The organism is Flavobacterium sp. CBA20B-1 (genome assembly GCF_028473145.1).
GTDB lineage: Bacteria > Bacteroidota > Bacteroidia > Flavobacteriales > Flavobacteriaceae > Flavobacterium.
Genome location: NZ_CP092370.1, coordinates 1,404,840 through 1,423,674, shown reverse-complemented (window position 1 = coordinate 1,423,674; position 18,835 = coordinate 1,404,840). Strand labels below are relative to the sequence as shown.

Genomic DNA, 18,835 nt, shown 5'->3' with positions numbered 1-18,835 from the left:
ATAATTGCTTCTATGGATCTTACTTTTTATGAAGTTCTAATTTTTCTGCGAAATACGCACAGAAATCGCGCATGGTATCGCTCATTTTTTTGTCGTCGGTTGCACGTTCAAACGTATCTGCCATTGCCACTAAAGTTTGATGAAAAAACACTTTCATTTCATCAACAGGCATTTCTTTTGTCCATAAATCAATACGCAGTGTTTCCTGCACTTTACTATCCCAGATTGATAAAAGCATTGCCTTTGCTTGTTCGTTTGCTATGCCGCCATCGTTCGCAGTCCAACGGATGTCTTCGGGAACTTTATTTTCATCAACCGTGATGTTTATTTTAATTTCAGAGGTGTTGTTTGCCATTATTTTTTAGGTTTATATTTAGATTCGTCGAAAATGGTTTTAGCATCTTTCAATGCCAATTCTTGCAAAGTTACATTATTATTTTTCATATACGAACGCACAATTTGCCAGCCAATATATACACCCACACTACCTGGCGATTCTTGGTCTAGTTCTAAATAAAACTTAGAAAATGGTGCTCGCTGAATAAACCGTGCAATGAGTTTCACATCGTTGTCATATAAATATTTACTTTCTACAAAATATTTCCACACTTGGGCTTCGTTTGCTTGTATCCACTGCATTTGTTCTGGGGTGTAATTCATTTTTAAAGCATCGTTCACTTCTGGCAACAATTGTTCTTTAAAATACATAATTTTTCCCCAATAAATCATTTGACTGATAAAGGTGCGTTCTTGTGGTGCAGCTATTTTTTGAGCGGCAAAATGTTCTGCTAAATCCACCACAATTCGGTTCGGTTCAAAATCGCCTAAGGTATAGCTGTCAAAATCTACATAGAATTTATGGTCTTTTCCCAAATAAGTATCCAAAGAAATTACAGCAATAGAATCGGCGTAAATAGCACGACTCATTATATCAACTTCCGACAATACCGTGACCACTTTTCCAGGGTTTTCGTTGGGAAAATAATATTTAATATGTTTGAAAAGTAGGGAAAGTTCTTTTTGTAATTCAGAAACGTCTTTAAATTTGTCTTGGGTTTCTTTATACAATTCACCGAACAAACTGTCGTTTTTCTTTTTAAACCAAACCGAATCAGGCGTACTAGCAGTTAGTAGATAGGGATATTTTTGTTTTAAACGGTCAAAACTTTCTGGTGTTGTTTGCATGAATTCTTGGTCGAAACGTTCTATTTTTGCTTCCACAGGAATAGCGAGAATTTCATCTCGAACGGTATTTTCTTTTTCACATGCAACAAAAAATAACGAACAAAACAATAAATAAAATGTATTTTTCATCGTAAAACGTATGAGATTTTATAATTTTAATGCACAAAGATACTTAAACGAAAATTGCAATGGAATATAAAAAATTAAATTCTGAAAAAATAGTAAATCATATTGTTCAATGGCTAAAAAACTATGCTGAAACAGCCAAAGTGAAAGGCTTTGTGGTGGGAATTTCGGGCGGAATTGATTCTGCTTTGGTTTCCACTTTATGTGCTAAAACCGGCTTGCCTACGTTGTGTGTTGAAATGCCGATACATCAGGCTGCAAGTCAGGTATCGCGCGGGAAAGAGCATATTGCTTTTTTAAAAGATTTATATCCAAATGTACGTGATACCGTTGCTGATTTAACACCTACTTTCGATTTAATGAGCGATAATTTGCCAAAAACCGAAAACCAAACGTTACAAAATTTAACTTTAGCCAATACGCGTGCCCGTTTACGCATGACTACTTTGTATTATTTCGCAGGAATCAACGGGTTTTTGGTAGCCGGAACAGGAAATAAAGTAGAGGATTTTGGTGTTGGATTTTTTACAAAATACGGTGATGGCGGGGTTGATTTAAGTCCGATTGCCGATTTAATGAAATCGGAAGTGCGAACTTTGGCAGCTTATTTAGGAATTACGCAAAATATCATCAAAGCAAAACCTACCGATGGTTTGTTTGGCGATGATCGTTCAGACGAAGATCAGTTAGGCGCGAATTATGATGAGCTAGAAGCGGCAATGCATGCCGATGCTGCTGGGAAAACCGAAGCTGATTTAACAGGACGTGAATTAGAAGTTTTTAAGATTTACAAGCGTTTACATACAATCAATCAACATAAAATGAACCCGATTCCGGTTTGTGAAATTACTGATGAGGTAAAGTTTTAGGAGGATTTTTTTTAGCTCTATTAAATAAAACTCTACCAAAGTTTTAAACTTTGGCAGAGTTGTTTAGATGTAATTTAATTAAGATAACCAATATGAAATACAATTATATTTTACTTTTAGCTTTAATATTTCTTGGATGTAAAAAATCAATTTCGGAAGCAGACAAAAAACTCGCAGTTGAACTGAATAACAAAGCAATTGATTACAGAATGAATAATGATCTTGAAAAGGCAAAAGAACATCTTGCAAAAGCTTTGGAAATTGATCCGACAGATTTTTCAGTAAGACATCAGTTAATTGGTATTTATACTGAACAGGATAGTTTAAATAAAGCCTTTGAAATATTAGATAAAATTCCATCAGAACAAAAAAACACCATGAATTTTTATCAAACAAAAGGTAACCTTTACGATTATAGCAAGCAAACGAATAAAGCAATTGAAAATTATAAGAAAGCACTTGCATTAACAAAATTACCTGCAAATATCAATAACGAATTGGAATTGAATGATCTTGTAAATTACGCAATGTTAGAAACTTTGTCTGGGAAAAAGGAACAAGCAGTAAACCGACTTAATAAAGCTTTGAAATTAGATTGGTTAACTGAAAACAATAGAGAACACCTTGAATTTTTTAGAAATGAATTTGAATTTTATCAAGGTAGCGGAGCTGGTGAATTCGAATCAGAAGATGAAGTTTATATAAAAACAACAAATACTGATAGTTTAATATCAATATTAAAAAAGTATCATGTAAACGTTTCAGGGAGTATTAGTATTTCTGGAAGCAGTTTAAAAATGATACAACAGAACTATTTGTTTCTAAAAAATATATAGAAGCAATTGATAAATTAGGAATAAAAGTATACTCAGTTAAAACAGAAATAATAGAAGTTTCAGATTTTAACTAAACCTCGACATTACTCTTCCTAGTTGGGTAGAAAAAGTGTGTTTTAAATTGTTATAATCAACAATATCGGCTAATAAATCACGTGCTTTTTCAGGGTTTTCGTGAATTTGTTTTTTTAAATCTTCAATTATATCAAAAATCAAATACGAACGAAGCGTTAAAATAGTTTCGTTTACATATTGCTGCACACCCAAATCTTTCCCTTTCACGATAATGTTCTGTTTTTCCCAACTGTGCAGGTTATAACGTTCTTCATCCATAATAATCGATGTAATTTCATCTGTTAATTCGGGTTTTACTTGCTGTAAATAACTTTCTAAATTCCAGCTTTCATTGGTGTGGTAAAACGAAAGAATGTCTTTAAAAATGGCTTTGAATTTTTCATTGCTCATTTCCACTTCATCTTCTTGCAAGCTTAAAAAGACTTTATCAAACACTTTGCGTTTCACACGTTTTTCCCGGGTAACTACTTTTTCGTTTTCAATAGTAAGTTCATACTCGTTAAACAATTCTTCATAATTACCGTAAATCAGCAAAATTTCAATGATTTTACGCTCTAAAAGATAGATAATATTGACTTGTTCTTTCGGTTGATCCGCTTCAGGGCGAACCACTTCCATTTTTTTATCCTGAACAAATTTTTTGTTGGCTTCTTGCAGTTCTTTTTTACCGATTTGCGCCAACGTGCTGAACAAAACATCTTCTGAAATATCCATGATCGATGCACATTCTTGCACATAAACTTCGCGCTGGATATGATCAGGTACTTTAGAAATAGAAACCACGATATCGCGAATAACATCGGCCTTTTTAATTGGATCATTGCCAGCATCTTTCATCAACAAATTCGCTTTAAACCGAATAAAATCGGTAGCGTAGTCTTTTAAATAATGCTGCAATTCATCAATCGGCGTTTTTCGGGCAAAACTGTCGGGATCATCGCCATCTGGAAACGTACAAACGCGAACGTTCATTCCAGCTTCCAAAATAAGATCAATCCCTCGTAAAGATGCACGCATTCCGGCAGCATCGCCATCAAACAAAACCGTAATATTTTTGGTTAATCGGTTAATCAATCGGATTTGATCGGGCGTTAAAGCGGTTCCAGACGAAGCCACCACGTTTTTTATGCCTGCCTGATGCATTTGAATAACATCCGTATATCCTTCCACCAGATAACAGTTGTCTTTGGAAGCAATTTCTTGTTTTGCATGGAAAATACCGTACAAAACTTTGCTTTTATGATAGATGTCGCTTTCGGGTGAGTTGAGGTATTTCGCTGCCTTTTTATCGTTGGTTAAAATTCGTCCGCCAAAACCCAACACACGGCCACTCATACTTTGAATAGGAAACATGACTCTTTCCTTAAAACGATCAAAGGTTTTGTCGTCTTTTACAATCGTTAATCCGGATTTTTCAAGGAATTCTAATTGATAGCCTTTCGCCAAAGCTTCTTTCGTAAAAGCATCCCATTGATCGGGTGAGTATCCCAATTGAAAGGTTTTAATAGTTTCTTCGGTAAAACCACGCTCTTTAAAATACGAATGACCAATTGCCAAGCCTTCATCGGTTTTTAGCAACACATCGTGAAAATATTTCTTGGCGAATTCGGAAACCACAAACAAACTTTCGCGTTCGTTTAAGGCTTGTTTTTCTAAATCGGTTTGTTCGGTTTCTTCAATTTCGATTTGATACTTATTGGCAAGGTAACGCAAGGCTTCGGGATACGAAAAATGTTCGTGTTCCATAATAAAGCTAATGGCATTGCCACCTTTGCCCGAAGAGAAATCTTTCCAGATTTGCTTGGCAGGCGAAACCATAAACGACGGCGTTTTTTCATTTACAAACGGACTTAAACCTTTGTAATTACTGCCCGATTTTTTCAGCTGCACAAAGTCGCCAATGACTTCTTCCACACGGGCAGCCTCGAAAATTGCGTCTATAGTTTCTTTTTTAATCATACTGCAAATATAAAGATTTGAGTAAAGATGAAAGAGAAAAGGATAAATATGTTTTTGAATAGTAAAGTTTATATTTATTGTTAAATTCGTTATTCGTTAGAAAAAGAAGAATGTTTTTTTACTAAATTTAAAAACAATTACCTCCAAAACTAATCATTGACAGATTCATTAAATACTTATTCGTTATATATTAAACTACAGTAATATATATTATCTGGAGAAAGCAAACTACAAACTCGTATGTAATTTAATGTAGAGAAATGGAACGCGTCCACATATTGGAGGTAATTGAATTTAAAGAAAATATTACTTACTAATAAAATATACTAATAGAAACGCCTCGAAAATATCGAGGCGTTTACTTTTATTTCGTACTACAACTGCTTTCGCATTCTTGTGTTACAATTGGTAGGTTGGTTTCTTTAATTTTGCCGAAACCGCCAATTACATCAATCATATTATGAAAACCGCGTGCTTTTAAAATAGAAGCTGCAATCATAGAGCGGTAACCGCCTGCACAATGCAGATAGGTTGTTTTTTGCGATGGAAAATCGGCAACATGGTCGTTAATAAAATCTAACGGAAGGTTTGGTACGTTGGCAATATGTGCCGAACTGTATTCGCCTGGTTTGCGCACATCAATAACCGATTCTTCGCCGTTATTCATCAAAGTTTCCAACTCATTAGCGGTGATTCTGCCAATAGAAGCGGTTTCAAAACCGGCGTCAATCCAAGTTTGCATGCCGCCTGCTAAATATCCCAAAGTGTTATCATAACCCACACGAGCCAAACGCGTAATGGTTTCCTGCTCGCGACCTTCTGGAGTTACCAAAACAATTGGTTGGTTGATATCGGTAATCAAAGATCCCACCCAAGGAGCAAATCCGCCATCAATCCCAATAAAAATAGCGCCAGGAATATGTGCTTTTCCAAAACTATCGGCATCGCGCACATCTAAAATCAATGCATCGCTTGCAGCTTGTTTAAATTCCACAGCTGAAAAAGCTTTGTTTTTTTCAATAATGGTATCAATAGCTTCATAACCGTTTTTGTTCAGTCGCACATTTTCAGGGAAATAAGTGGGAGGAGGCAATAAACCATCGGTCACTTCTGCCACAAATTCCGCTTCGGTCATATCGGCGCGCAAGGCATAATTGGTGCGTTTTTGTTCGCCTAAAGTTCCTACTGTTTCTTTGCTTAAGTTTTTTCCACAAGCCGATCCAGCTCCGTGTGCCGGATATACAATCACCTCATCTGCCAACGGCATAATTTTGGTTCGCAAGCTGTGGAACAAAGTTGCTGCCAATTGTTCTTGCGTCATACTTGCTGCTTTCTGCGCCAAGTCGGGTCGGCCTACGTCGCCTAAAAATAAGGTGTCGCCACTAAAAATTGCATGGTCTTTACCGTTTTCGTCGCGCAACAAATAAGTGGTACTTTCCATGGTGTGCCCGGGAGTGTGCAAGGCAATAAGACTTAGTTTACCAATTTTAAAAACTTCACCATCGGTTGCTATATGCGCTTTGAAGGTTGGTTCTGCGGTTGGTCCGTACACAATTGGTGCGCCCGTTTTTTGAGAAAGGGTTACATGCCCGCTTACAAAATCGGCATGAAAATGCGTTTCGAAAATATATTTTATGGTAGCATTGTTTGCTTGTGCTTTATCAATATATTGTTGCACTTCTCGTAGAGGATCAATAATTGCTACTTCGCCCTCACTTTCAATATAATATGCCCCTTGAGCTAAGCATCCGGTATAAATTTGTTCTATCTTCATAATTTAAACGATAAACATTCGTAATTGCAAAAGTACTAAATTTCTTTGTTGCTGAATATGATAAGCATCATCTGTGCTAAAACAACTCTTTTATCAATATATAAACAGACATGGTTAATATAAACCAGCCAAAAATCATGCGTAAATTTCCGTCGATAATTCTTTTTGACAAGCGATTTCCTATAAATAATCCCAATATCGAAATAGCTGAAAATGATAATACCAAAATCCAATCAATAGCATGTTGCATTAAATCGCCCGTAAAACCTATTAAACATTGAATAGCAATAATGGTCAGGGAAGTGCCTATGGCTTGTTTCATGGGTAAATTGGCAAAAAACACCAATACGGGAATGATTAAAAAGCCGCCGCCTGCACCCACTAAACCCGATACGGTTCCAATGAGTAAACCTTGCGTGATTAAAGGTATTGCCGATGTTACGATTTTTGGTGTGGCTAAGTTTTTTTGTCGTGGTTTTTTAATCATTTTAGACGAAGCAGCAAACATGACAACCGAAAACACAATCATGATTAATTTCGATTTTGATAAGCTCACATTGTTGCTCAACGTAATTACATCGGGCAATAAAGGTACCAATTGGGAACGGGTGAAAAATACTGCCAACAACGAGGGAATGCCAAAAAGCAATACAATTTTAAAATTTACATTTTTTTCAATGGTGTTTTTAACACTTCCCACTGCCGAGGTGCTTCCTACAATAAAAAGCGAATAGGCTGTAGCAAGCAATGGATCAATCCCTACTACATACACTAAAATAGGCACAGTTAAGATAGAGCCGCCACTGCCCACCAAACCTAGGGTTACGCCAATAAACAACGCCAATATTAAACCAATATAAAAATGTATGTCGTGCATAAATTGTTTAAGAATTTGCAAATTACGATAATATCATTGCTTAACAAAGCGAAATTTTCAATCATTTTTACAAAAATATCTTGTTACCTTTGATTCTATTTTAATGGATTATGAAAATTGAAACAACCGTTTTAGCGAATGTTTTACAAGTGGTGGATACAGTTGCAACTGATGAAATCTCGGTTTTAGATATTTCGGTAGATTCGCGTTCGTTGCGAAACACTGCTCACACGCTTTTCTTTGCCCTGAAAGGAAACAATCACAATGCCCACGATTATTTAAACGACTTGTACCAAAACGGAGTGCGGTATTTTGTGGTTTCGCAAAATATTTCGTTGCCTGCCGATGCCGTTATCTTTAAAGTAAAAAACACCTTACGGGCTTTGCAAAACTTTGTGGCTTTTTACAGAAAAAACTATCATTTCCCCGTGATAGGCATTACTGGAAGCAACGGAAAAACCATCGTAAAAGAATGGTTAAACCAGTTGCTGTTGCCTTTTTACAATATCATTAAAAGTCCTAAAAGCTACAATTCGCAAGTAGGAGTGCCGCTTTCGGTGATTGCGATTAATGACGAGCACAATTTAGGTATTTTTGAAGCAGGCATTTCACAACCCAACGAAATGGAATTTCTCGAAGCTGTAATTCAGCCTACAATTGGTATTTTAACCAATATTGGTCCGGCACACAATGAAGGCTTTTCATCGAAAGAAGAAAAATTACAAGAAAAAGTAAAGCTTTTTAAAAATGCCGATGTTTTAATTAGTGAACAAACCCATTTAATTGCTGCCAACAAACCACAAAACCCAAAATGGTTTACATGGAGCTTTATCAAAGAAGCCGATGTTTTTTTTGAAAGGAATGATACCGTGCTTAAGGTTCAATTTGAAAAGGAGACATTTCAGGTGAATTTGCCGTTTACCGATTTAGCTTCGGTTGAAAATATTGCCACTTGTATAACCGTTTTGTTGTTTTTAAAGGTTGATAAAACGTATATCATTCAAGCAATTCCAAAGTTGCAAACCGTGCAAATGCGTCTTCAGGTTAAAAAAGGAATAAACGATTGTTTGTTGATAGATGATAGTTACAGCAGCGATTATCAATCACTAAAAATTGCACTCGATTTTTTGGAACAACAAAAAATGTATCAGCAAAAAACAGTGATTTTGTCGGATATTTTTCAAAGCGGATTTACCCCCGAAGTGTTGTATCAAAAAGTAGGGCAGTTGCTTACCCAAAATCATGTGACACGCGTAATTGGCATTGGAAACCAGATTGGATCACACCTGAAAAATATTTCTCAATTCCAAAGTTATCCCAATACCGAAACGTTTTTGAATGATTTCAATTTAAAAGCATTTAGGAATGAAACTGTGTTGATTAAAGGCGCTCGAAGTTTCCAGTTCGAAAAAATTGTTTCAGAATTAGAAGAGAAAACCCATGAAACGGTTCTCGAAATCAATTTAGATGCCATTAGTCACAATCTTAATTTTTATAAATCAAAACTGCAACCAACCACCAAAATAATGGTTATGGTTAAAGCTTTTGGATACGGAAACGGCAGCTATGAAATCGCAAAACTGCTGGCACATCATCAAGTTTCGTATTTGGGTGTAGCCTTTGCCGATGAAGGCGTAGAGTTGCGAAAAGCCGGTATTAAATTGCCAATTATTGTGATGAATCCCGAAAATTCGGCTTTTTCTACTATGATTGCTTATAATTTGGAACCCGAAATTTATAATTTGCACGAATTGAAAGCTTTTCTTCAAATTGCAGAAAATTTCAATCTGTTTCAATATCCGGTGCATTTAAAATTAAACACCGGCATGAATCGTTTGGGATTCACTCAGAAAGATTTTTCAGCATTAATAGAATTACTTCAAAACACCAATCTAGTACAGGTTGCCAGCATATTTTCGCACTTGGCAACCAGCGATATGCCAGAAGAAAAACAGTTCACTTTGCAGCAAATCGAACGTTTTCAAATAGAATCGGCTTATCTTAAAGAAGAATTACAAATTCATCCGATTTTACACATTTTAAACACATCGGGCATTTATCATTTTGGTGCTTACCAAATGGATATGGTGCGTTTGGGTATTGGCTTGTATGGTGTGGGAAACGATGCGGAAGAAGACGCACAGCTGCAAAATGTAGCTACATTAAAAACCGTTATTTTGCAGATAAATGAAGTGGATGTAAATGAAACGGTTGGGTATGGCCGACGCTTCATTGCAAACAGAAAAAGCAAAATAGCGACCATTCCAATAGGATATGCCGATGGAATCAGAAGAAGCTATGGAAACGGAAACGGTTTTGTACTGATAAATCACCAAAAAGCACCTATTGCAGGCACTATTTGTATGGATATGTTAATGGTTGATGTTACCGATATAAATGCAAACCAAGGCGATGAGGTGGTTGTTTTTGGAAATGATTTACGAATTACTGAATTAGCAAAAATTTGGAATACAATTCCTTACGAAGTAATGACCTCTATTTCGCATCGAGTAAAGCGAATTTTTTATAAAGAGTAATTGGTTTTTAACTTAAAATTGTAATTTCGTATTAAATAAATTAAAAAAATAGTTTGTTATGGGATTTTTAAAAGAATTTAAAGAATTTGCTGTGAAAGGCAATGTAATGGATTTGGCAGTTGGGGTAATCATTGGCGGTGCATTTAGTAAAATTGTTGATAGTGTTGTAAAAGACCTGGTAATGCCACTAATTTCAGCGGTAATTGGTTCTCCAGACTTCACAAATATGTACACGGTTCTAAAAGATCCAACAGGTAGTATTAATGAAGGGATGGCATTGGCAGATGCTAGAGCCGTTGAGAATGCTGTGGTTTTTGCTTATGGTAATTTTATTACAGTAGCAATTAATTTTATGTTGCTTGCTTTTGCAGTTTTTTTATTGGTTAAAGGAATTAATCGTTTAAAAAGAAAAGAAGAAGCAGCTGCGCCAGAAGCTCCAAAAGGGCCAACACAAGAAGAATTGCTTTCAGATATTCGCGATTTATTAAGAAAACAGCAGTAGTAAGGGAGAAGAATACTAAGTTTAAAAAGCCTCAAAAAAAAATATTTTTTTGAGGCTTTTTTATTATGAGAATCTAAAAATTCATGTATTTAACAAGTGTTCAGAATCTATTAATGCTGATGATCGTGACCTATAAAAACTTCAACAAACTGTTGATTTTGATTTCCGTTCACGTCAATCACTGTGATGCCTACATGATAGTGTTCTTCAGCAACATCTGTTGGTATCGAAACATTGTGGTCCACGCTGTGGCTTGTAGCATTTCCAGATACTTCTTGCACGCTGGTGTACTCAAAGTCGGTCGCTAAAAGTTGCTTTGCTTTATGTTCATGACCGTCTTCTGCCGAGTGAATTTCGATTTTATAACTTGCCAAGCCCACGTTGTCTGCCAAATTGGCTTTAATGTTTAAAACCGAACCCGGTTCTACTTCCTGATGGTCTGTGGGTGCTAAAATTTCAACTGTTGGCTTTGTTGTATCTACCATTGCATCATCGTCTGAACATGATGAAATTGCTATTAAACTTACTAATGCAAAACTTAAACTTACTAATTTTTTCATGATTGATTTCTTTTTAAATTAAATAGGTATTGTTATAAAAATTTGAATGTTTCTGCCAAACTCTGGAATATCCAAAGCGCGGTAAAAACTGTTGTGATGATAGTAAACCGTGTTAAAAACATTGTTTACCTGCAAACGAATTTGTGGTTTAAAACCTTTAAAATTTAGTGCTGAACTAAATTGAGCGTTTGCAATGGTATAACCCGGCGTTACTTCTTCGTTTTGGGCAATTCTGTTTTGCTGCAACGCTGTTTTTGTTCCTATTTGAAACGCATTTTGTTGCAACAAACTACCGTCTTTTAAACGGTATTGTACATTAAATTGTCCATTAATTGGGGTTGAAAACGGCAAAGGATAATCAACACCCGAATCACTAATTTGCTTATTGTATAAATATGCCGCCTGTGCCTGGAAACCAAATTTGTTCCACTGGTAATGCGCATCAACTTCTAAACCGGTAAGCATCGCTTTTGATTGGTCGTATTTGTATAATTGACCGCCGTGTGGCAAAATTGAAAACGCGCCCGTTGGTTTTAAGAAGATATAATTAGTGAAATAATATAAATAAGCACTTGCGTTTATTTTAAAGTTATTTTTATGGAAATGCTGACTTAAATCAAAAGCCCAGCCTTTTTCTACATCTAAATTCGGATTTCCTTGTTCGTGACGAAAAGCGCCATGGTGAATTCCGTTCGAACTTAATTCCATTGCCGTTGGAAATCGAAAATTTGATGCAATAGTAAACGTAGCGTCCCAATCTTCGGAAATTTGGTGCGATACGCCAAAAGCTACATTTCCTCTTGAAAAATCTTTAGATAATGGTACAGCGCGTTGCGCATTTTGTAATGCCTGATCTTCTGGTGTGCCGCGTTGCGACAAATAATCAAACAACACTTCATCAAAAAAACCGACAACTTTTACATGGGCAACATCATATCGTGCGCCTAATTCCAATCTCCAATCGGTTGCTAAATCCAAATTGTGTTTGCCAAAAAAGCCTATATTCCATCGGTCATATTCTGGCATTAAATAGCTGTAACCTGCAATATCATTGGTTTGATACTGAGTTTGAACCCCTAAAATAGTGGTATGATCTAACAACCAGTCTTTTTTGTACGATAATTCGGCATTTAGCGTATTCAATTTAAAATCTAACTCTAAATTAGGGTCGATTTCAGGCGGAACTTGATCGGAATAATGCGAATGAAACAAGCTGTATTCCTGACGGTGATTGCGTTGAAAACCAAACTTAAAATCCCAGATACTATGTGTGTTCATCCATTTGGCATGATAGGTTACTTTGGTATGATTTACCTGCTGATAAGGCATGCCGATGTTTCGATTGTTTCCATCGGGTTTGGCATCATTCACAGACGGAATTCCGTGTGCACCTGCAAAAAAGCCCGATTTATTTTGAAACTGACTGATGCTTAAAATACTTTGAAAATCATCCTTCAAATAACCCCATTGCCCATAAACCGATAGTTCGTTTCCAGCAGTATTGGTCATGTTTCCATTGGTCAACGGAATTTTGGTTCCCAAATACCTGATTTCATCAACCGGAACTTCAAAATCGGCAAATGTGGTGTATGATGTTTTTAATTTGTAAAAATGTTGCCCTTTTTTGTATGACATATTCAGTGCATTTGCCCACGATTTGTTTACACTTTGAGCCGTTGTAAGATATTGTGCCTTAAAACCATCGGTTGGAATTATTTCGTTGTTAACTTCTATCACACCCGCAATCGCGTCCGACCCGTGCGTGATAGTGCCCACACCTTTAATAACCTCAACACTTTCTGTGGTTAAAGCGCCAATTTCCAAACCGTGATCGGCGCCCCATTGCTGTCCTTCCTGTTTAATACCGTTTTCGGTAACAGCCAAACGGGTGAATCCCAAACCGCGCATCATAGGTTTTGCGGTTTGCGAACCAACGGTAACGGCATCTAACCCAACAACGTTTGACAAGGTTTTTGCCAAACTGTTGCTGTAATTATCCTGAAGATATTTCTGTGTAACTTTTTGCTGATTGTAAGCTTTTTGCTGTGCGGTATGAATTACAACAGTTTCCAAAGTTTCTTCTTCGTTTAAAACAATGGTGATTTGTTTGGATTGATGCAACTGAATTTTCTCCTGATAAACACCATACCCATCTGCCGAAACCTTTAAGGTATAAGTTCCGCTATTAAGATTGGTGAATTGAAAATATCCAGAAACATCAGTATCCACACAACTACTACTTAAATCAACATGACTGTTTGGTATGCTTTTGCCATCAACATTTTTCACAACACCCGATAATTGATATTGTGCAAAAGCGCCATAGCCCAACATACACAAAACAATCGTTAATAATAAACGCATTTTGTGAGCTTTTTAATTTTTGTAAATGATTGAATTGGTTATTCGTAAGTTTAAACGAAGTTGAAAACTATATGTAAAAAATCCATTTCATTACTCGAAGTGATGAATGGGAATATATACTGATTAAATAACCAAAATTGCATACTAAACAAAAACCGGCGGACCGCGAAGTGATACAAAATCAAACGAAGCAACAACAGAAGTTGTTTGATACAATGCGTTTAATTTTGGATATGTTTTGGTGGGATAAAATACGATTACATCTGGTTTAACAGTTGTAAACGGACTAAAAGTAAAGTGACAGATTTGACAATCATCGGAATGATGGTTTGCCAGTTGATCATGTTTATCATGGTGCGTATCTGTACTTAAAAAATCGGAAACCAAATGCGAATACGTATGCACCGATTGAAACATTAGCGTTACAAGAACGCAAATGCTAAAAAACAATGATATGATTTGCTTGTTTGATTTCATAGAACTGCAAATATAAAAAAACTCCTGACGAATTAAGAGTTTTTTGTATAGGATTAACATTTTGATAAGAGTGATTTCATATGCTATGCGTGGAAATCAGTCTAAAATTTAATTGAATTTTATAAAAAAAGAGAATGGTTGTTTTATCTTCTGTTCGAAATGTAGTTCATTAATTCTTGGCGGTTGCTGTTAAAATCAAAACTATCGTAAACGGTATAAAAATTTTGTTTGTCGGCGCAATAATCAAACAATAGTTTGCCGGCTTTTAAGCGGTTGGTATCAAACGAAAAAGTATCTAATAAAACAGCTATTTGCTGCGATGTAAACCAAGTTACACCTACTTGTTGCTGTATATAAGCCAATTTATTGTCATCGAAACTAGCCGATTTTTTTAAATACTGCACAAAACTTTCAAACGAACGGTTGTCCATAACTCCGCGCGATGTATTCGGGTAATTGTTGAAACCAGAGATATTGTTGTACGGGTTGTTCCAAACATCATCCCATTCGTTAAAACCATACATCTGTCCTTGCACTCGGTACGAATCTAACAAATACAAACCATGGTTGCTAAAATAGTCTAAAACCATACGGGTGTTGTTTCGAATGTTTAAGGAAGTGCGGTAAACTAAATAGCGGTCTTGATAAATAGAAAGCATCATTCTGCCCGAACGTAAATCAAAAAAACGGTATTTGCCCGAAGAAGAACTCATTACCTGATCATCGATCTCAACAGTGTAATAACCAAATTCAGGAATTCGTAGGAACACTTCGGCATAACCATTGTTTTGATTCCAAGTGTATCGCGGATTGTTGTTTCGAATCAATGCTCGATTATTTGTTTGGTTCGATGAAATGCTTCGTGCGGCGTTGCTATTTCGTTGGGTTCTCATTTCAGAACTAGAAGCTTCGTTTTTTAAAAGTTCGCCTTTTTTTCCGGCTTCTTGTGCAAAAGTAAGGCTGCTTAGGGCAAGTAAACAAAGAGTAATTATTTTTTTCATGATCGATAAAGTTTTTGTTCAAAAAGGTGCTTTCATGAATCGTGCCAATCTTTTGCGAATAGGCTAAATGCAAAACAACCTCTTCGGAATGAAGAGGTTGTTTGCTTATTATTTGTTCACTTTTGCTAAATATTGATCTATTGCCATGGTCATGGAAGGTGCTTCGGGGGTTGGCGCCATGATATCTACGCGCAAGCCTGCATCTTCAGCTTCTTTTTTAGTAGTGCTTCCAAAAACAGCAATTCGGGTGTTGTCTTGCACAAAATCGGGAAAGTTTTTAAACAAGGAATTGATTCCCGTTGGACTAAAAAAGCATAAAACATCGTATTTTACATCTTTTAAATCGGAAAGATCGCTCATTGCGGTTCTAAAAAATATTCCTTGTGTCCAGTTTACGCCTAAATCGTTCAGCGTTTGTGGCACATCATCGTTTAATTTATCTGATGCGGGTAATAAAAATTTATCGTCTTTAAATTTCTTTATAAGAGGCGATAAATCTCCAAAATCTTTCTGTCCCACATAAATCTTTCGTTTGCGATATACTACATATTTCTGCAAATAATATGCAATGGCTTCCGATTGGCAAAAATATTTAGTGGTTTCAGGAACTTTAAAACGCATTTCTTCTGCCACTCTAAAATAGTGATCTACCGAGTTTTTGCTCGTAAGAATTATAGAGCCAAAATTGGTCAAATCTATCTTTTGAACACGCACTTCTTTGGCGTTTACACCCTCAACGTGAATGAAAGGTCTAAAGTCAATTTTTACTTTGTATTTCTGTTGTAAATCGAAATACGGGGAGTTTTCTACTTTAGGTTCTGGCTGTGACACCAAAATTGATTTCACTTTCATATATTTTTCTGCTTTATGTTTTAGAAATAACAAACCAATGGTACATGATTATATACGGTGCTATTTCAAAGGTGCAAAGATACAAAATAAAATAAAACAAAAACTGACTAAATACTTTTTGATAATTTTTTAAGAGAAGAAGAAACAAAATGGCATTAAAAAGCACGAAAACCCCTGATACAATCCATATGAAATAATCAAATGAAAATCGGTTGTAAAACAGAATGGCTACGACAGGAAGCAGCAATAATCCTAAATAGGAACGATAACTTACCTTGACCAAATTGTATTGTTCTGCAAATTCTTCCATATTAAAACAAACCGCAATGATTTTTTCAATAAAATATTTTACTAGCACAAAAAACAAAAGAATGCTTAGAATACGCAAATAGGTAGGAAAATAACTAAGCTCAGATAAACCAGTAAGGCTTATAATGTAATGCACAAAAAGACTTAGCGATACCATTTGCACAAAAAACATACTTATGGTGAAGCCGCTTTTCATGTTGTTGGAATCGCGATACGTGGAAAGATATTTGTTCGAAAACGCCAGTTTTGCAAAATCGCTGAACCGGTTTGGAAACGTAATTCGGGTAATAACAATAGCGGCAAAGGCAGCCACAACCAGCACCGTTACCCAGTCTATCGACGAAATGTTCCTTTGTAAAAAATCTATTTCCATAACCGGCGTAAAAATACTAATTTTATATCGAATAAAACCTTCTAATTTTATTAAGAAAACTACATTTAAAAAAAAGTACATTTGCCAATAATTATTTTATGAAGCAAAACATAGTTGTAATACCCACTTTTAACGAAATTGAAAATATCGAGGATATTTTGCGCGCCGTTATGTATTTAGATACACCCATTGACGTTTTGGTGGTTGATGACAACTCACCCGATGGCACATCAGAAAAAGTATTACAAATTGCTGAAGAATTTCCCAATAGAATTTATTTAAAAAAACGCCTTAAAAAAAACGGTTTGGGCACGGCTTATGTGGCTGGTTTTAAATGGGCATTAAAACATCAATACGAATACATTTTTGAAATGGATGCCGATTTTTCGCACAACCCAGCCGATTTGATCAAACTTTTAACGGTTTGCCAAAACAATGCAGATGTTGCCATTGGCTCGCGCTACGTTAAAGGCGTCAATGTGGTAAACTGGCCCTTGAGCCGCGTGTTGCTTTCCTATTTTGCATCGGTTTATGTGCGTTTTATTACCCAAATGAATATTATGGATACCACAGCTGGTTTTATTTGCTATCATCGTTCAGTTTTAGAACAAATCAACCTTGATAAAATAAAATTTGTGGGATATGCTTTTCAAATAGAAATGAAATATCGGGCATTTTCCCGTAACTTTAAGCTGGTAGAAGTGCCTATTATTTTTACCGACCGCACCAAAGGGAAGTCAAAAATGTCTGGAAACATTATAAAAGAAGCCGTTTTGGGTGTGTTGCAATTACGATTTAAAAAACTATTTAAAACTTTATAAATGAGTACGCTGTTAATTAAAAATGGAACAATAGTAAACGAAGGAACTGTTTTCAAAGCCGATATATTAATCGAAAATGAAATGATTTCTAAAATTGATACCCAAATTACCACTGATGCCGATCAAGTGATTGATGCTACTGGTTTGCATATTTTCCCGGGTGTTATAGACGATCAGGTGCATTTTCGCGAACCCGGTTTAACACACAAAGGAAACATTGCGACTGAATCGAAAGCAGCGATTGCTGGTGGTGTCACTTCATTTATCGAACAACCAAACACGGTTCCAAACGCTGTGACTCAAGAAATTTTAGAACAAAAATATCAAATTGCTGCCGAAACTTCCTATGCCAATTATTCGTTTATGATGGGCGGAACCAACGATAATTTAGCAGAAATCTTAAAGACAAATCCGCGAAACGTGGCCGGAATTAAACTTTTTTTAGGATCATCTACCGGTAATATGTTGGTTGATAACGAAGAAGTGCTTGAAAAAATCTTTTCATCAACCAAAATGCTTATCGCAGTGCATTGCGAAGACGAGCAAACCATTCGCGAAAACCTTGCAAAAGCAAAACAGCAATTTGGAGAAGACATTCCCGTAAGCCAACATCCGGTGATTCGCAGCGCCGAAGCTTGTTATAAATCATCATCAAAGGCAATTGAATTGGCTAAGAAAACAGGCGCACGTTTGCATATTTTTCACATCAGCACCGGTATAGAAACCGATTTGTTTAGAAACGACATTCCTTTGGAAGAAAAAATGATTACTGCCGAAGTTTGTGTGCATCATTTATTATTTTCAGATGAAGATTACCAAACCAAAGGCAATTTCATTAAATGGAATCCGGCAGTGAAATCGGCAGCAGACCGTGAAAAAATCTGGGAGGCTTTGTTAGACGATCGTATCGATGTGATTGCAACGGATCACGCGCCTCACACTTTAGAAGAAAAATCACAGAAGTATGCACAAGCACCATCGGGTGGACCTTTGGTTCAGCATTCATTGATAACCATGATAGAATTTGCCAAAGCAGGTAAAATTTCATTGGAAAAAGTGGCTCAAAAAATGATGCATAATCCGGCAATTTTGTTTAAAATTGAGAAAAGAGGTTTTGTAAAAGAAGGCTTTTTTGCCGATTTGGCTTTGGTGGATCTTAACGCAGACCAATGGATGGTTACCAAAGAAAATGTTGTAGCAAAATGCGGTTGGTCGCCTTTAGAAGGAAAAACGTTTACCACAAAAGTTGTATCCACTATTCTAAACGGTAATGTGGTAATGGAAAATGGTATCATTAGCGAAAAACGCTTTGGTAAACGATTGTTATTCAACAGATAA

At 36.1% G+C, this 18,835-nt stretch carries 17 protein-coding genes; 6 read left to right on the top strand and 11 right to left on the bottom strand.

The features are described from left to right. Nucleotides 1-19: 19 nt before the first annotated feature. Together gldC and gldB are read right to left on the bottom strand one after the other, a co-directional pair. Nucleotides 20-355 carry a gliding motility protein GldC gene (gene gldC / locus MG290_RS07060; protein WP_264563112.1) on the bottom strand — a complete coding sequence of 112 codons (336 nt, stop codon included), beginning with the start codon at nucleotides 353-355 and terminating at the stop codon, nucleotides 20-22. Further along, nucleotides 355-1,314, bottom strand: coding sequence for a gliding motility lipoprotein GldB (gldB, locus tag MG290_RS07055; protein WP_264563111.1), 960 nt, complete (start codon nucleotides 1,312-1,314; stop codon nucleotides 355-357). The genes gldC and gldB overlap by 1 nt, the downstream gene beginning before the upstream one ends. A gap of 59 nt (nucleotides 1,315-1,373) precedes the next feature. On the opposite strand from gldB, the gene nadE reads away from it, so the two are divergent. Both nadE and MG290_RS07045 read left to right on the top strand, forming a co-directional pair. After that, entirely contained in the window at nucleotides 1,374-2,180 is an 807-nt protein-coding gene (nadE, locus tag MG290_RS07050; RefSeq protein WP_264563110.1) for an NAD(+) synthase, read from the top strand. 92 nt (nucleotides 2,181-2,272) lie between these two features. Beyond that, complete coding sequence (locus MG290_RS07045; protein WP_264563109.1) at nucleotides 2,273-3,016, top strand: tetratricopeptide repeat protein; 744 nt, start codon at nucleotides 2,273-2,275, stop codon at nucleotides 3,014-3,016. A gap of 66 nt (nucleotides 3,017-3,082) precedes the next feature. Here MG290_RS07045 and dnaG read toward each other — a convergent pair whose 3' ends face one another. The 3 genes from dnaG to MG290_RS07030 all read right to left on the bottom strand — a co-directional run bounded on the left by dnaG (nucleotide 3,083) and on the right by MG290_RS07030 (nucleotide 7,701). Further along, nucleotides 3,083-5,050: a DNA primase gene (gene dnaG, locus MG290_RS07040; RefSeq protein ID WP_264563108.1), complete on the bottom strand. Its 1,968-nt coding sequence runs from the start codon at nucleotides 5,048-5,050 to the stop codon at nucleotides 3,083-3,085. 364 nt (nucleotides 5,051-5,414) lie between these two features. After that, a complete protein-coding gene (locus MG290_RS07035) occupies nucleotides 5,415-6,824 on the bottom strand; it encodes an MBL fold metallo-hydrolase (protein ID WP_264563107.1) in 1,410 nt (469 codons plus the stop codon). A gap of 76 nt (nucleotides 6,825-6,900) precedes the next feature. After that, entirely contained in the window at nucleotides 6,901-7,701 is an 801-nt protein-coding gene (locus tag MG290_RS07030) for a sulfite exporter TauE/SafE family protein (protein ID WP_264563106.1), read from the bottom strand. Between the two features lie 110 nt (nucleotides 7,702-7,811). Between MG290_RS07030 and MG290_RS07025 the strand changes: the two genes are divergently transcribed. Together MG290_RS07025 and mscL are read left to right on the top strand one after the other, a co-directional pair. Then, on the top strand, nucleotides 7,812-10,238 hold the full coding sequence (locus MG290_RS07025) for a bifunctional UDP-N-acetylmuramoyl-tripeptide:D-alanyl-D-alanine ligase/alanine racemase (RefSeq protein WP_264563105.1): 2,427 nt from the start codon (nucleotides 7,812-7,814) through the stop codon (nucleotides 10,236-10,238). Between the two features lie 58 nt (nucleotides 10,239-10,296). Next, nucleotides 10,297-10,740 (top strand): large conductance mechanosensitive channel protein MscL, encoded by a 444-nt coding sequence (gene mscL / locus MG290_RS07020; RefSeq protein WP_264563104.1) that lies wholly within the window; start codon nucleotides 10,297-10,299, stop codon nucleotides 10,738-10,740. A gap of 110 nt (nucleotides 10,741-10,850) precedes the next feature. Here mscL and MG290_RS07015 read toward each other — a convergent pair whose 3' ends face one another. The 6 genes from MG290_RS07015 to MG290_RS06990 form a co-directional block, all read right to left on the bottom strand. Next, the gene (locus MG290_RS07015; RefSeq protein WP_264563103.1) at nucleotides 10,851-11,300 is read right to left on the bottom strand and encodes a DUF4625 domain-containing protein; all 450 of its coding nucleotides are present in this window, start codon (nucleotides 11,298-11,300) and stop codon (nucleotides 10,851-10,853) included. Nucleotides 11,301-11,318: 18 nt separating this feature from the next. Further along, nucleotides 11,319-13,664 (bottom strand): TonB-dependent receptor, encoded by a 2,346-nt coding sequence (locus MG290_RS07010; RefSeq protein WP_264563102.1) that lies wholly within the window; start codon nucleotides 13,662-13,664, stop codon nucleotides 11,319-11,321. A gap of 144 nt (nucleotides 13,665-13,808) precedes the next feature. Beyond that, nucleotides 13,809-14,141, bottom strand: a complete 333-nt coding sequence (locus MG290_RS07005) for a hypothetical protein (RefSeq protein WP_264563101.1) — start codon at nucleotides 14,139-14,141, stop codon at nucleotides 13,809-13,811. 143 nt (nucleotides 14,142-14,284) lie between these two features. Continuing rightward, nucleotides 14,285-15,142 (bottom strand): DUF4476 domain-containing protein, encoded by an 858-nt coding sequence (locus MG290_RS07000; protein ID WP_264563100.1) that lies wholly within the window; start codon nucleotides 15,140-15,142, stop codon nucleotides 14,285-14,287. 108 nt (nucleotides 15,143-15,250) lie between these two features. After that, complete coding sequence (locus tag MG290_RS06995) at nucleotides 15,251-15,994, bottom strand: uroporphyrinogen-III synthase (RefSeq protein WP_264563099.1); 744 nt, start codon at nucleotides 15,992-15,994, stop codon at nucleotides 15,251-15,253. A 13-nt stretch (nucleotides 15,995-16,007) separates the two neighbouring features. After that, the gene (locus MG290_RS06990; protein ID WP_264563098.1) at nucleotides 16,008-16,757 is read right to left on the bottom strand and encodes a DUF4271 domain-containing protein; all 750 of its coding nucleotides are present in this window, start codon (nucleotides 16,755-16,757) and stop codon (nucleotides 16,008-16,010) included. 17 nt (nucleotides 16,758-16,774) lie between these two features. On the opposite strand from MG290_RS06990, the gene MG290_RS06985 reads away from it, so the two are divergent. Next, nucleotides 16,775-17,497, top strand: coding sequence for a polyprenol monophosphomannose synthase (locus MG290_RS06985; RefSeq protein ID WP_264563097.1), 723 nt, complete (start codon nucleotides 16,775-16,777; stop codon nucleotides 17,495-17,497). Next, nucleotides 17,498-18,835 carry a dihydroorotase gene (locus MG290_RS06980; RefSeq protein ID WP_264563096.1) on the top strand — a complete coding sequence of 446 codons (1,338 nt, stop codon included), beginning with the start codon at nucleotides 17,498-17,500 and terminating at the stop codon, nucleotides 18,833-18,835.